Origin of the sequence: Sphingomonas sp. Leaf17, assembly GCF_001421505.1 — a bacterium.
Lineage (GTDB): Bacteria > Pseudomonadota > Alphaproteobacteria > Sphingomonadales > Sphingomonadaceae > Sphingomonas.
On the sequence record NZ_LMKL01000004.1, the window covers coordinates 77299 to 92247 of the forward strand.

The 14949-nt window shown below is 70.0% G+C and carries 8 protein-coding genes; 1 reads left to right on the forward strand and 7 read right to left on the reverse strand.

The annotated features are described in order from the left end of the window. Positions 1–7: 7 nt before the first annotated feature. From ASE75_RS04600 to ASE75_RS04625, 6 genes are all read right to left on the reverse strand, one after another. On the reverse strand, positions 8–1603 hold the full coding sequence (locus ASE75_RS04600; RefSeq protein ID WP_082463815.1) for a TolC family outer membrane protein: 1596 nt from the start codon (positions 1601–1603) through the stop codon (positions 8–10). Continuing rightward, a complete protein-coding gene (locus ASE75_RS04605) occupies positions 1593–2945 on the reverse strand; it encodes an HlyD family type I secretion periplasmic adaptor subunit (RefSeq protein WP_055929681.1) in 1353 nt (450 codons plus the stop codon). Before ASE75_RS04605 ends, ASE75_RS04600 begins: the two co-directional genes overlap by 11 nt. After that, positions 2942–4789 carry a type I secretion system permease/ATPase gene (locus ASE75_RS04610; RefSeq protein WP_162233714.1) on the reverse strand — a complete coding sequence of 616 codons (1848 nt, stop codon included), beginning with the start codon at positions 4787–4789 and terminating at the stop codon, positions 2942–2944. Before ASE75_RS04610 ends, ASE75_RS04605 begins: the two co-directional genes overlap by 4 nt. 319 nt (positions 4790–5108) lie before the next feature. Next, a complete protein-coding gene (locus tag ASE75_RS04615; RefSeq protein ID WP_055929687.1) occupies positions 5109–8357 on the reverse strand; it encodes an error-prone DNA polymerase in 3249 nt (1082 codons plus the stop codon). Continuing rightward, positions 8330–10195, reverse strand: a complete 1866-nt coding sequence (locus tag ASE75_RS04620; RefSeq protein ID WP_156340162.1) for a Y-family DNA polymerase — start codon at positions 10193–10195, stop codon at positions 8330–8332. The genes ASE75_RS04615 and ASE75_RS04620 overlap by 28 nt, the downstream gene beginning before the upstream one ends. After that, positions 10086–10889, reverse strand: coding sequence for an ImuA family protein (locus ASE75_RS04625; protein WP_055929693.1), 804 nt, complete (start codon positions 10887–10889; stop codon positions 10086–10088). Before ASE75_RS04625 ends, ASE75_RS04620 begins: the two co-directional genes overlap by 110 nt. 128 nt (positions 10890–11017) lie before the next feature. Here ASE75_RS04625 and ASE75_RS04630 point away from each other — a divergent pair, with 128 nt between their 5' ends. Continuing rightward, complete coding sequence (locus tag ASE75_RS04630) at positions 11018–12250, forward strand: NAD(P)/FAD-dependent oxidoreductase (RefSeq protein ID WP_055929696.1); 1233 nt, start codon at positions 11018–11020, stop codon at positions 12248–12250. 96 nt (positions 12251–12346) lie between these two features. On the opposite strand, the gene mutS is transcribed toward ASE75_RS04630, so the two are convergent. Beyond that, positions 12347–14926 (reverse strand): DNA mismatch repair protein MutS, encoded by a 2580-nt coding sequence (gene mutS / locus ASE75_RS04635; RefSeq protein ID WP_055929699.1) that lies wholly within the window; start codon positions 14924–14926, stop codon positions 12347–12349. Positions 14927–14949: the final 23 nt, after the last annotated feature.

Genomic DNA, 14949 nt, shown 5'->3' on the forward strand with positions numbered 1-14949 from the left:
ACCCCGCCTACGATCCGCCCGTCACCACCGCATCGTCCAGCACCGCCGCACCGGGCATTGCCAGCCGGGGATCGGGCTTGATCGGCAGCGTGGTGCCGAGCGGTCCGGGCAGCGTCGTGACGGTGGCTGGCCGTAGCTGGGTATCGGTCGCGGGCGGCAACAGCGGCGCGAGGCGGCCGGCCGTGCTCGGCATCTGCGCGCGGTCGAGCGGCATCAGCAATGGATCGAACGGGCCGAACACCGCCTTGCGGACGGTCTGCGTATTGCGCGTCGGATCGTAGCGCGGCACGTCGCGGTCGAGTGCCGCCGCCTCCAGCCGGCCGATCGTCGCCAGCAATCGGGCCTGCGCGGCATAGGCCGCATAGCTGGCGTTGCTCAGGACGATCTGCGCGTTCAGCAGGCGCTGTTCGGAATCGAGCACCTCGAAATTGGAGCGGAAGCCTTCCGCAAAGCCGCGCTGCACGCCGGTCAGCGCGGTCTGCGCCGCCGTGGTGGCGAGGCGACCAGAGTCCATCTGTTCCTCGGCCGCGACCGCCTGGTTCCAGGCATTCTGGACGTTGGACAGGGCGGCACGGCGCGCCGTTTCAACCGCGAAGCCCAGTTGCTGCCGGTCGGCGATCGCGGCGCGGACGCGCGATCCGATCAGCCCGCCGGTCAGCAGCGGTACGGTCAGCGTGACCGCCCCGCTTGCCTGCGGGCCGGCATCGCGCAACTGATAGGAATTGACGCTGCCATAGCCATAGCCGCCGTTCAGCGACACCACCGGTGCCCGTTCGGCGCGCTGCGCGGCGATGCGCGCGTCGCCCGCCTTCGTCGCCATGATCGCCTGCCACAGCGAGGGGCTTTCCTGCTCCACCGCCGCGAACGCGCTGTCGAGTGAGGGCGGCAGACCGGGCAGCGGCGGGGGAGCAAGCAGGTCGCCGGGATTGCGGCCTACGACGGCGGCGAAGCGACCGCGGCTGGATTGCAGATTGGCCTGCGCCTGCGCCAGCTGCGCGCGGATGATCTCGCGCTGCGCCTGGGCCTGCGCGATGTCGGTGCGGGTCAGGTCGCCGCCGCGTTCGCGCGCCACCGCCTGCGTCACCTGACGACCATAGGAATCGAGCGAGCCGCGCTGGATCGCGACCAGCGCCTGATCGCGGCGCACCGCGATATAGGCGTCGACCACCTCCAGCAGCACGCCGTTCTCCGCCTCGCGCAGGCGTTCGCGGCCTGCCAGCACGCTGGCTTCCGCCGCCGACACCTGCGCCGCCGTGCGCCCGCCGTTCAGCAGGATCTGCGAGGCGGTCAGCGTCGCGCCTATCGTCCGCGCGCGGTTGGTCGTGAAGTCGTCGACCAGATTGCGCTGGTCCTGCGCGCGATATTGCAGCGACATCGAAACACCGACGTTCAGCCGATACGGCGCGGCGGCCTGCACGATCTGTTCGTCGAGCGCGCGCAGTTCGGCCCGCTGCCCCTCCAGCTGCGGATTGGTGCGATAGGCGTCGGCGATCGCCTGACCCAGCGTTTCGGTGACGGCGATCTCGCGCGCTTGCGCAACCGCCGGGGCGGGGGCCACGATCATTGTGCCGACCAAAAGGGCTAGGCGGATATCAGCGTTCATGGAGCGACCGTGAAAAGGCTTCGGTGAGCGGATCGAGCAGATAGTCGAGCGCGGTGCGCGCGCGCAGCTTGACGAGCACGGCGACGGGAACACCCGCGCGGATGCCGGCATCGCCCCCGCGTACCGCCTCGATCCTGGCGATCTGGCCGCGCGGCACGATGATATCGGCGCTGAAATAGCTGCGGCCCGAGGCTTCGTCGCGCAGGGAGTCGGCGGACACGGTGCGGACCGTGCCGATCAGGATCGGCAGGTCGCGTTCGTGCAGCGACAGGAACTTCACCTCGGCCTCCTTGCCCGGAAACACGCCGTCGATATCGCCGGGCTGGAAACTGGCGCGAACCACGAGGGGCGCTGCGTCGGGCACGACATCGAGGATCGGTTGCCCCGCCTGGATGACGCCGCCGACCGAGAACACGCGCAGGCCGACGACCTGCCCGGTCACCGGCGCGCGGATGATGGTGCGGTCGAGCTGCTCGCGCGCGGCCGCCCATTTGGGCATGACCTCGTTCAGCTGGAACTGCGTGTCGCGCAGCAGGCTGGCGCTGTCCTCGACATATTTGCGGCTGTTCTGGACAATCTCGGCCCGGCTCTGGCCCATCTGTTCGCGCGCGGCGGCGGAGCGCGAGACATATTCGGCGTCGGTCCCCTCCAGTTGCCGGAGCGAGCGTTCGATCGCGCGGACGGTGTTGCGCGAGACATAGCCCTCGTCGGCCAGCTTGCGCGTGCTGTCGAGCTGCTGACGCAGGCTGGCGCGCTGGCGCGCGGTCGCCGTCGCCTGTGCGGAAAAGCCGGTGGTCTGCTGCGCGACGGCGGCCTCCTGCTGACGCAGGACGGCGCTGTTGGCGGCCAGCGCACCGGCGCGGGCGGCGCGTTGTGCGGTCTGCAACGTCCGTGCGCGCTCGATCAGCGGGCGGTCCTCAGGTGGCGCGGTGGCGAAGCTGGCCGGCCACACGATCGGGCCGCCGCGAATATCGGCCTCCAGCCGGGCGCGCTGGGCCTGAAGGTCGATGACGCTGGCGGCAAGCGCGCGTTCGCTGGCCTGGACTTCCGCCCCCTCCAGCCGGAACAGGACGGTGCCGGCGGTGACGTGCTGCCCGTCGCGGACCGCCATCGCCTTCACGATGCCGCCGTCGCGGTGCTGCACGGTCTGGCGGTTGCCGGCGACGACGACCTGCCCGTCGCCCGCCGCCGCCGCGTCCAGCCGGGCGGACGCCGCCCAGATCAGGCCGACGACGAAAAACAGGACGGCTACGATCCCGCCGAACAGCAGCGCGCCACGCGGGGAGTCATCGAGCCGCAGCCGGTCGGCAATGCTCTGACGGTCGGACAGGGTGTCGCTCATCGCGTCGCTCCGAGCGTGGTGGTGACCCCGTGCGAGGGTGCGGGTTGCGGGGATGCGGCCTGTGGTGGGGGTGCCTGTGGTGGGGCCGCCTGTGGAGGGGCCGCTTGCGTGGGGATGGGGGCTGGTCCCGCCGGTCGGACGACCTTGGCGCGGTCGTCGAACAGCTGGACCGTGCCACCGCGCAGGACCATGACCTTGTCGACCGCCTGCAACAGGCCGGTCCGGTGGGTCGACACCACAACGGTCGCGCCGCGCGCGCGCATCGCGGCGAGGGTCGCGATCAGCCGTTTCTCGCCCTCGCTGTCGAGGTGCGCGTTGGGTTCGTCGAGGAACAGGATGGTGGGCGTGCCGAACAGGGCGCGGGCCAGCGCGATCGACTGGCCCTGGCCGGCCGATACCCCGCCGCCCTCGCTCATCGACAGCATCGTGGCATAGCCGTTGGACAGGCCAAGGATGGTTTCATGCACGCCGGCGGCTTGTGCGGCGGCGACGACGGCGGCGTCGAGATCCGCGCTTTCGCCCTGCAACACCGACTGGAAACGCGAAATGTTGGTGTGGACCGTCGTCGGGAACAGCGACGCGGTCTGCGGCATGTAGCCGATGTGGCGGCCAAGCTGTTCGCGATTCCAGTCGGACAGGCTCGCGCCGTCGATCCGCACCTCGCCCTTGTCGGGTACCAGCGCGCCGGCCAGCACGCGCAGCAGCGTCGATTTGCCGGCACCGCTGGGGCCGACCAGTGCGACGATCTGGCCGGGTTCGATGGTAAAGCCGACGTCGGACAGCAGCGCACGCTCGGTGCCGGGGGCGAAGACCGTGACGCCGCTGACGGCGATCCGGCCAATGGGCGCGGGCAGAGTGGTGGCGGTCAGCGACGGGCCGGGCAGGCGGCAGAACGCGTCAAGATCGCGGTACGCGTTGCGCGCGGCAGCCAGCGGCTTCATCGCGCCGAGGATCTGTTCGACCGGCTGCAGCGCGCGGCCCAGCAGCAGCGAGGCGGCGAAGATCGCGCCGCCCGAAATATCCTGCCGGATCGCCAGCAGCGCACCCAGCGCCAGCGCAAGCGATTGCAGCAGCAGCCGAAGGAACTTGGTGACCGCCAGGAACCGCCCCGACGTGCCGGCCAGCGCCGACTGACGCCGGACCAGTTCGGCGCGTTCGAGCAGGTGGCGGGTGATGAGGGCGTTGCGCATGCCCAGCACGCGCGCGACCTCCGAACTCTGGATCGACACATCCTGTTCGCGGTTGGCCAGTACCGCGCGGGCATTGGTGTCGCGCGTTGCCTTCGCGGTCATCCGGTCGCTGGCGATGGCGATGCCACCCAGCAGCAGCGCGCTGACCAGCGACAGCATCCCGATCCAGAAATGCAGGAGGAAGGCGATGAGAATATAGATCGGCGCCCACGGCGCGTCGAACAGCGCGAGGATGGTAGGCCCGGTCAACGTGCCGCGCACGGTATCGAAATCGCGCATCGCCTGCGCGCGCTGGCCGGTGGTGGCGGTGTCGGTGCCAAGGATCCGCAGCAGGATGCCGGGCGCGGCCTGACGCTCCAGCCGCAGGCTCGCCTTCAGCAGCAGTCGCATCCGCACCGCGTCCAGCGCGGCGAAGACGATCAGCGACAGCACGAGGATGAGCGTCAGCAGCAGCAGCGTCGCCCCGCCGCGCGTCGGCACCACCCGGTCATAGACCTGGAGCATGAAGATCGACGGCACGAGGTAGAGGATGTTCACCAGACCGGAAAAGACACCGGCGAACAGCAGGTGATTGCGGCAAGCGCGGACCGCCGTGGCCAGCACGTTGGACGCGCCGGAATCGGGCTTTTCGGGGGGCAGGCGGGACGTCGACATGGTGGCGGGCATAACGCGGAAAGGTTAAGCGATCGGTATGCAGTTGGGGCTTGCCGGGAAGTCGCTGTGCAGACGTGTTCCTTCGCGCAGGCGGGGGGCAGGGCCAAGGGTACTGGCGCGCTGGTGCATGGCTTGGCTCTGGATCCCCGCCTGCGCGGGGATGCGGGGGGAGCATTGTCTTATCTTTACCACCCCGGCGAAGGCCGGGGCCCAACTCGGTCGACGTTAGCGAATAATTGTCGATGCTTACCCTCTTGGGCCCCGGCCTTCGCCGGGGTGGCGATTTGGTTGTGGGATGAATGGTCTTATTCTCTCTCCCTCAATGAAAATCCCGCGACTTCGGCAGGATCCGCACATCGCGCGGGTGCTGGTGGCCAAGCGCGGCGGCGCTGGGCGGGTTCGTCGGCTCGGTCGCATCCGACAGGCCCGACAGCGCATCGGTGCGGTCGATCAGGCGGGCGGCCATCAGGTGGACGACGCCCTCGGGACTGCGCTGGGCCACGCCCTCGACCAGCAGCAGGCGCGCGGCCATTATCGCGCGGCGGTCGCGCTCGAACAGCCTTGCCCAGATCAGCACGTTGGCGATGCCGGTTTCGTCCTCCAGCGTGACGAAGATCGCATTGCCCTTGCCCGGCCGCTGGCGGACCAGAACGATGCCCGCCATCCGCACCCGGGCTTCGTTCTTCGCCGCGTTGGCCTGTGCCGCGCTCATGATCCCTTCGGCGGCGAATCCGGCACGCAGGAATGCCATCGGATGCGCCTTCAGCGACAGGCGGGTCGTCTGGTAATCGGCGGTGACATGCTCGACCAGCGGCATCGGCGGCAGGGCGGCGTCGGGTTCGGCGGCCAGTTCGCGCGCGTCGGCGGCGGCGAACAGCGGCAGGACGTCGGATGGCGTCCGCCGTACCTCCCACAACGCCTGACGCCGGTCCTGCCCGATCGAGCGGCAGGCATCGGCATCGGCGAGCAGCCTGAGCGCCCGCGCGGGCAGGTCCGCGCGCCGCGCCAGATCCTCGACGGAGGCATAGGGTCGCGCGACGACGATCCGTTCCGCCCATGCCTCGCGAAACCCGTCGATCTGGCGGAACCCCAGACGCAGCGCGTGGCCGATCCCCGACACCTCCAGCGCATTGTCCCAATCGCTGGCGTTGATGTCGATCGCGCGCACCTCGACCCCGTGCTCGCGCGCGTCGCGGACCAGCTGGGCGGGCGCGTAGAACCCCATCGGCTGTGCGTTGAGCAGCGCGCAGGTGAACACCGCCGGATGATGGCATTTCAGCCAGGACGAGATGTAGACGAGGATCGCGAACGACAGCGCGTGGCTTTCGGGAAAGCCGTAGCTGCCGAACCCCCTGATCTGCTCGAAACACCGGCGGGCAAAGGCGGCGTCGTAGCCGCGCGCGGTCATGCCGCCGACCATCTTGGCCTCGAAATCCTCCATGCCGCCGACCTTGCGGAACGTCGCCATCGCCTTGCGCAGGCGGTTCGCCTCGTCGGGGGTGAACTTGGCCGCCACGATCGCCAGCTTCATTGCCTGTTCCTGGAACAGCGGCACGCCCTTGGTCTTGCCGAGCAGTTGGACCAGCTCGTCGGCAGGGCCGTGATCGCGGTGGGGCGAGGGGTATTGCACCACCTCGGTTCCGGCGCGGCGGCGCAGATAGGGGTGGACCATGTCGCCCTCGATCGGCCCCGGCCGGACGATCGCGACCTGGATGACCAGATCATAGAATTCGGCCGGCTTCAGGCGCGGTAGCATGTTGATCTGCGCGCGGCTCTCGATCTGGAACACGCCGATGCTGTCGCCGCGCTGGAGCATCGCGTACACCGCCGGATCCTCCTGCGGGACGGTCGCGAGCACATGGTCGCCCAACCCATGCGTGCGCATCAACGCGAACGCCTTGCGGATGCAGGTCAGCATGCCGAGCGCGAGGATGTCGACCTTCATCAGGCCAAGCGCGTCGATATCGTCCTTGTCCCATTCGATGAAGGTGCGGTCGGGCATCGCGCCGTTGTGAATCGGCACCATCTCGTCCAGCCTCCCTTGCGTCAGCACGAACCCGCCGACATGCTGCGACAGGTGGCGGGGGAAGCGCAGGATCTGGTCGACCAGCAGTTTCAGCCGCGCAATCGACGGATTGTCGAGGCTGAAGCCGGTTTCGGCGAAGCGTTTTTCCTCGATCTCGCCGGCAAAGCTGCCCCACACGGTGCTGGAGACACGCGCGGTCACGTCCTCGGTCAGGCCCAGCGCGCGGCCGACCTCGCGCACCGCGCTGCGCGGGCGGTAATGGATGACGGTGGCGGCGATACCGGCGCGCTCGCGGCCGTAGCGCGCGTAGATATACTGCATCACCTCCTCGCGCCGTTCATGCTCGAAATCGACGTCGATGTCGGGCGGCTCGTCGCGCTCGCTCGACACGAAGCGCGAGAACAGCAGATCGTAGCGCAGCGGATCGACCGAGGTGATGCCAAGCAGATAGCAGACCGCCGAATTGGCGGCCGACCCGCGCCCCTGGCACAGGATCGGCGGATCCTGCGCCCGCGCGAAGCGGACGATGTCGTGGACGGTCAGGAAATAGCAGGCGTATTCGCGGGCGCGGATGAGGGTAAATTCCTCGTCCAGCATCGCCATCAGCCGATCGGGGATGCCGCCGGGATGCTGTTCGGCGGCGGCGGCCAGCGTCAGGTGTTCGAGCCAGTCCTGCGGCGTCCAGCCATCGGGCACCGGTTCGTGCGGATATTCGTATTTCAGTTCGTCCAGCGTGAAGTCGATGCGGTCGAGGAACGCGAGCGTCTCCGCCACCGCCTGCGGGTATTTGCGGAACAGGCGGGCCATGGCGTCGGGGGATTTCAGGTGGTGTTCGGCATTGGCGGCCAGCGTGCGACCGGCCTGCTGGATCGTGGTGCCCTCGCGGATGCAGGTCAGGATATCGTGCAGCGGCCGCACGTCGCGCGACACATACAGCGCGTCGCAGGTGGCGATCACCGGCACACGCGCGGCGTCGGCCATCGCCGCCAGCCGGGCCAGCCGCCGATCGTCGCGGCCAGCGCGCGGCGCGGCAAGGCCGAGCCAGACCCGGCGGGGCGCGGCCCTGACCAGCCGGTCGAGCAAGGCCTCGACATCGGCATGACCGGGCAGGACGATCAGCAATAGATCCTGCGCATGGTCGATCAGGTCGGCCAGGTGCAGCACGCAATCGCCCTTGGTCGTCCGCCGGTTGCCCAGCGTCAGCAGGCGGGTAAGCCGGCCCCAGCCGAACCGGGTGGCGGGATAGGCGACGATGTCCGGCGTGTCGTCGGCGAAGACCAGCCGCGCGCCGACCACCAGTTTGAACGGGATGGTCGTGCCGAGCGTCGCTTTCGCGTCCGCCTGCGCCTCCTTCAGCGCGACATGCGCGCGGACGACGCCGGCCACGCTGTTGCGGTCGGCGATGCCGATGCCGGCCTGACCCAGCGCAATCGCGCCCGCGACCATGTCGCACGGGTCGGACGCGCCGCGCAGGAACGAATAGTTGGTCGCCGCGACCAGTTCGGCAAAGCCGGTCACGCGAACAGGCCGTGGAGGTACCATCCGGGCATCGCCACCTCGTCGCCGTACAGGCCGTGGCGGAAGATCCAGAAACGCCTGCCGTCGCTATCCTCGACCCGGTAGTAATCGCGGGTCAGCCCGGCCCCGTCGCGCCGCCGCCACCATTCGGCGGCGATCCGCTCCGGCCCCTCGAACCGGGTGACGTCGTGCAGGCTGCTGCGCCAGCGAAAGCGCAAGGGGGGACCGTCGGGCACTTCGGCGATCGCCTCGATCACCTGCGGCGGGTCGAACAGGTGCAGCGGGCGCAGCGGCGGTTCGCCGATCTCGACAACGCCCCAGCCGCCGGAAACCGGGCCGTCGATCGCGGGAAACAGGCGTTGCGCGCGCTCGGGCAGATGGCTGTCGCCGGGCGCGAACCGCCGCAGCCGGGCGCGACCGATCCGGGTACTGAGCCGGTCGATCAGCGCGGCGATCGCGTGATCGCCGGTCCGGCCGTCGAAATCGATCTGGCGCACGGACAGGGCTTCGCTGCGCGCGACCGCGAACTGGACAAGATCATAGCCAAAGCCGGGGTCCAGCGGGTCGTCCAGCCCGGCGATCCGTTCGCGGAACAGGCGCATGATCGCAAGGGGATCGCGCGTGGCCATGCCCGTTTCCACCGCCAGCCGCCGGACCTGCCCGTCGCTGCGAAAGAACAGCGCGGCAAACGCCCGGCCGCCATGGTGGCGATGGTCGAGTTCGATCGCCGCTTCGGCCGCCAGCTCGGCCAGTATGGCAAGCGCATAGTCGGTGCTGGCGATCGGCTCGGCGAAGCGGCGCTCGACCTGGATCGCGGGCGGCACGCGGTGTGGGATGAGGGGGCTGTCGACCTCGCCTGTCATCCGCCGCAGCGCATGGACCGCGTCCGCCCCGAACCGCGCGGCGATTCCCGCCAGCGGTCGGCGGGCGACGTCGCCGATCGTCTTCAGCCCGGCGCGGATGAGGGCGGTCGTGCGCTCCTCACCCAGACGCAGGGCGGCGACGGGGAGGTGATGGACGGGGTCGATCTGCGAGGGTGGTCCTGCGTTTGCAGGAACATGGTCGATACGGCCGGTCTTCGGACGATGGTGGCGGGGAAGCGTCGATGCGCCCCCCCCGTTTCCCCGCGCAGGCGGGGCGGCGGGGCCGCGCATCCTGCGAGTTGTTGTGATCCCTAGTCGTTGATCTCCGCTTGAGCCGTGACATTCGTAGATGGTCACTACCTTTGGTTCCCCGGCGCAGGCCGGGGCCCAGTTTGGCAGACGATCGGGAGAAGATGCCGTCGCTGGCCCAACTGCGCCCCGGCCTGCGCCGGGGGAGATCGATGCATATTTGCGTAAAGCCTCTTTCGCTTCCGGCTTACGAGGAAAATGCCGCGCCAATGCCCGCGCCGCATCCGGGGTGGCGGCCAGTGCGTGCGCGGTCGTCATGGCGATCTGGTCCAGCCGCGCCAGCACGTCGGCGGCCAGTGCCTGCGCTCCGCCGAACGGATGCACGCACCCCGCGATGTCGAGAATCAGCCCGTCGGGCGGGTCGAGCGCCACCTGCGGGGTGTAGCGCAGGCAACCATCGGCGAGCCGTTCCAGCCAGACCCGGTCTGCAACCGGATCGTGTGCGACGACGACCAGATCGGGCACGCGGACGCGCGCGTCGGCCAGCGTCAGGCCGGGCATCAGCCCCAGCGCCTGTGCGGCGGCATCGGTCGCGATCAGCCGCATCGTCCCGCCCTGCTTCGCGACGAAGGCGACCGGCTCATCCCGTCCGGCGCAAACGGACGACCGGCGACGACGCCAGCGATCGGCCGGCAGGAAGGCGAACCAGAGAGCCAGGTAGCGCGGGTGCGCGAAAGATTCGGTCGTCACGATTCCATTCCAATGCCCAGGGGCCGCCGGGTGTGCCCGCCCGTCGACGCAGCAGTTCGACCAGAAAAACAGGCGGGCCCGGCGCGTTGGCGGGCAGCGGGGTGGAGGGGGCGGCCCGTATCCGCCAGCGCGTGTCGGCGGCGTTGGCGGTGGGTACGCCGGCAATCCGCAGCAGCAGGATGGTGACCCCCGACGCTTCGGCCGCCAGCACCAGCCGCCGGCTCGCGGTCAGGTCGAACAGGCGGGGATTGTCCCAGCATTCGAGGATGATCGCCCCCAGCCCGCCGCACCGCGCGCCGTCCAGTGCGCTGCGCAACAGCGCGGTGTCGTCCTCCACCACGCCCAGCACCAGCCGTGCGGGGTCGATCCCCAGTTCGGCCAGACCGGGCGCATAGAGCCGGCCCGACCGCCGCTCCGCCGTATCGCTGCGCAGCCACAACAGCGCGTTCGCGCCCCGATCGGCACGGGCGGCGAGCAGCGCGGCAAAGGTCATCGCCGCCCCCGCCTCATCGGCGGCATCGCCGTGAATTTCGTGCATCCGCCCGCGCGCCAGCCCGCCGCCGAGCCACGCATCCATGTCGGGATGGCCCGAGGCGAACAGGTCGGTGGCGTCGCGCGCGCCCTCCATGCCGGCGATGGCACGACGCAGATGATCGGGGCGAACGCGATCAGGTGGGACAGTCGATTCGGGCATGATATGTTCCTAATATGTTCTTTTAGGAACGGTGCGTCCGGCTTGTCAAACCCGCAAGGATCGGCGTAGCCGTCCCGTTGCTGGACGGGGCCGATCCGTCGAAATGGACGCAAAGGGGTTTGCCGGCGATGGCCGAGACGCGGTTCGATGTCGTCATCGTCGGGGCGGGCCATGCCGGCGCGCAGGCCGCGATCGGCCTTCGCCAGCGCAAGTTTTCGGGGAGCATCGCGCTGGTCGGGGCGGAACCGGACCTGCCCTACGAACGCCCGCCGCTGTCGAAGGACTATCTGGCCGACGACAAGGCGTTCGACCGTATTTTGCTGCGCCCGGCCGCGTTCTGGGACGAGCGCGACGTGACGCTGCGGCTGGGCGAGACGGTGGCGGCGGTCGATCCCGATGCGCGGGTGGTGACGACGGCGGCGGGGGACCGGATCGGCTATGGCACGCTTGTCTGGGCGACCGGCGGCAGCGTGCGGCGGCTGTCGTGCGCGGGGCATCATCTGGCCGGGATCCACGGTGTCCGTACCCGCGCGGATGTCGACCGGATGATCGCCGAACTGCCCGGGGTGACCCGCGTCGTGGTGGTCGGCGGCGGCTATATCGGGCTGGAGGCGGCGGCGGTGCTGACCAAGCTCGGCCGGCATGTGACCGTGCTGGAGGCGCAGGACCGGGTGCTGGCACGGGTGGCGGGCGAGCCGCTGTCGCGCTTCTTCGAGAGCGAACACCGCGCGCACGGGGTCGATCTGCGCACCGGGGTGAGCGTCGATTCGATCGTCGGCGCGGACGGGGTGGTGACGGGGGTGCGGCTGGCCGACGGGTCGGTGCTGGCGTGCCAGATGGTCGTCGTCGGCATTGGCATCCTGCCCGAGGTCGCGCCGTTGCTCAGCGCCGGGGCGGCGGGCGGCAACGGTGTGCTGGTCGATGCCCAGTGCCGGACCAGCCTGCCGCATGTGTTCGCGATCGGCGACTGTGCGGCCCATGCCAACGGCTTTGCCGATGGCGCGGTCGTGCGTCTGGAATCGGTGCAGAACGCCAATGACATGGCCGGCGTGGTCGCGAAGACGCTGACCGGGGAGACCGCTGCCTATGATTCGGTACCGTGGTTCTGGTCGAACCAGTATGACCTGAAACTGCAGACGGTCGGCCTGTCTGGCGGCCATGACGCGGTGGTGGTGCGCGGCGACCCGGCGACGCGCAGCTTTTCGGTGGTGTATCTGAAGGCGGGTCGGGTGATCGCGCTCGACTGCGTCAACGCGGTGAAGGATTATGTGCAGGGGCGGGCGCTGGTGACGGCGCGGGCCGTGGTGGCGGCGGCGGATCTGGCGGATAGCGGGCGGGCGTTGAAGGATATGGCGGGGTAGCGGCCTGGTTTTCCTGCGAACGCAGGAATCCAGGGTTACAAGAGGTGCCGCTCGTGGCTCTGGGCTCCTGCGTTCGCAGGAGTACCCGGGGGCCTATTACCCCTCCGCCGCGAGCGCCTTCAGCCGGTACAGCGCCTCCAGCGCGTCGCGTGGGCTCATCGCGTCGAGATCGAGCGTGCCGAGCGTATCGCGCACCGGATCGGTCGCCGGTTCCTCGATCGCAGCGGCGGCGGCGAACAGCGGCAGGTCGTCCAGCCCGGCGGCAAGACCACCGGTCTTGGCGCGTCCCGCCTCCAGTTTGGCCAGCACCGCTTTCGCACGGGCCACGGTCGCCGGCGGCATCCCCGCCAGCCGCGCGACGGCCAGGCCATAGCTGCGATCCGCCGGGCCTGTGCTGAGTTCATGCAGCAGGACCAGTTCGCCCTTCCATTCGCGCGCACGGACATGGTGGAGCGACAACGCCTCGCAGCGTTCGGCGAGCCGGGTCAGTTCATGGTAATGCGTTGCGAACAGGCAGCGGCAGCGATTGTCCTCGTGGATCGCCTCGACCACCGCCCAGGCGATGGCCAGACCGTCATAGGTGCTGGTGCCGCGCCCGACCTCGTCGAGGATGACGAAGCTGCGCGGGGTCGCCTGCGCGAGAATCGCGGCGGTCTCGACCATCTCGACCATGAAGGTCGAGCGGCCGCGGGCGAGGTTGTCCGACGCGCCGACGCGGCTGAACAGCCGGTCGACCAGGCCGATGGTGGCGGCGGTGGCGGGGACGTAGCTGCCGGCCTGCGCCAGCACCGCGATCAGCGCGTTCTGACGCAGGAACGTGGATTTGCCGCCCATATTGGGGCCGGTCACCAGCCACAGGCGCGAGGATTCCGACAGCGAACAGTCATTGGCGACGAAGCGCCCGCCCGCCTTGGCGACCGCCGCCTCGACCACCGGATGCCGTCCGCCGGTGATGTCGAAACAGGCGTGATCGACCAACGTCGGCCGCGCCCAGTGCCCTTCCGCCGCACGCTCGGCCAGCGCCGTTGCGACGTCGAGCCGGGCGAGCGCGTCGGCGGTGGCGGCGATGCCCTCGCGCGTGGCCAGCGCGGCGGCGGTCAGATCCTCCAGATGCGCCGCCTCGGCCGCCAGCGCGTGGGCGCCGGCCTGCGTCACCTTTGCTGCCACGTCGTGCAGCGCGGGCGTGTTGAAGCGGACGACGCCGGCCAGCGTCTGGCGGTGGGTAAAGCCGCTGTCGGCGCGCATCAGCGCGTCGGCGCTGCGGGCGGGCACCTCGACATGATAGCCGAGCACGCCGTTGTGACGGATCTTCAGGGTCGTGATGCCGGTCGAGGCGCGGAATTCCGCCTCCAGCGCGGCGATCGCCCGCCGGCCACCGGCACCCGCGTCGCGCAGGTCGTCGAGGCTGGCGTCGTAGCCGCCGGCAATATAGCCGCCGGCCGCCGCGTCGATCGGCGGGGAGGGGACGAGCGCGCGCTTCAGCAGGTCGATCAGCGCGCCGTGTCCGCGCAGCGACGGCGCAAGCTCGGTCAGCAGCGGCGGCGGCGCGAGCAGACCGTCCAGCCGCTCGCCCAGCGTCCATGCGCCGTCCAGTCCGTCGCGCAACTGGCCCAGATCGCGCGGCGAGCCACGCCCGGCCGCCAGCCGTCCCAGCGCACGGCCGATATCGGGCAACGCGCGCAGCGTTGCGCGCAGCCGTTCGCGCGCGGCGGCATCGTCGTGGAAATGCTGGACCAGATCGTGCCGCGCCTCGATGGTGGCCCGGTCCATCAGCGGCGCACCGATATCAGCCGCCAGCAGCCGCGCGCCCGCGCCCGTCACCGTGCGGTCGACGGTGTCGAGCAGCGATCCTTTCCGCTGGCCACTGGCGGTGCAGGTCAGTTCCAGGCTCTCGCGCGTGGCCGCGTCGATCGCCATCGCGTGGGCAGTGCGGATGCCGCGTGGCGGGCGCAGGAAGGGCAGCGACCCCTTCGCGGTATGCCCGACATAGGCGATGAGGCCACCGGCGGCGGCCAGCCCGGCGCGCGAGAACTGGCCGAACCCGTCGAGCGTCGCGACGCCGTGGATCCGCTTCAACGCCGCCTCGCCGGCCGCACTGTCGAAATCGGCGCGCGGGCGCAGCGAAGTCGCGGCCTCGGTATAGGTGCCGGCGTCGCTGGCGATGACCTCCGCCGCCGCCAGCCGGGCGAGTTCGGCACCAAGCCCCAGCGCGTCAGTCTCGACGATCTCGAACCGGCCGGTCGAGACGTCGACTGCGGCGATGGCGACGCCGCCTGCTGCCTCGCCGATCGCCACGCACCAGTTGGCGGCGCGCGCGTCGAGCAGCGCCTCCTCGGTCAGCGTGCCGGCGGTGACGACGCGGACGATGCCGCGTGCGACCAACGTCTTGGACCCGCCGCGTGCCTTCGCGGCGGCCGGGCTTTCGATCTGTTCGGCGATGGCGACGCGGTGTCCGGCCTTGATGAGCCGCGCCAGATAGGCTTCCGCCGCATGGACCGGCACCCCGCACATCGGGATCGGCTGGCCTTCATGCTCGCCGCGCGCGGTCAGCGCGATGTCGAGCACGGCGGCGGCGATCTTCGCATCCTCCATGAACAGTTCGAAGAAATCGCCCATCCGATAGAACAGCAGGCAATCCTCGGCCTCGGCCTTCAGGCCGAGATACTGGACCATCATCGGGGTGGGTGCGGACGGCGTTG

Excerpts from the sequence above, each read along its gene's own strand:
- ASE75_RS04610 (WP_162233714.1), bottom strand. The coding sequence starts at position 4,789 with ATGTCGACGTCCCGCCTGCCCCCCGAAAAGCCCGATTCCGGCGCGTCC.
- ASE75_RS04630 (WP_055929696.1), top strand. The coding sequence starts at position 11,018 with ATGGCCGAGACGCGGTTCGATGTCGTCATCGTCGGGGCGGGCCATGCC.
- ASE75_RS04615 (WP_055929687.1), bottom strand. The coding sequence starts at position 8,357 with ATGGTACCTCCACGGCCTGTTCGCGTGACCGGCTTTGCCGAACTGGTC.
- mutS (WP_055929699.1), bottom strand. The coding sequence starts at position 14,926 with ATGATGGTCCAGTATCTCGGCCTGAAGGCCGAGGCCGAGGATTGCCTG.
- ASE75_RS04605 (WP_055929681.1), bottom strand. The coding sequence starts at position 2,945 with ATGAGCGACACCCTGTCCGACCGTCAGAGCATTGCCGACCGGCTGCGG.
- ASE75_RS04625 (WP_055929693.1), bottom strand. The coding sequence starts at position 10,889 with ATGCCCGAATCGACTGTCCCACCTGATCGCGTTCGCCCCGATCATCTG.
- ASE75_RS04600 (WP_082463815.1), bottom strand. The coding sequence starts at position 1,603 with ATGAACGCTGATATCCGCCTAGCCCTTTTGGTCGGCACAATGATCGTG.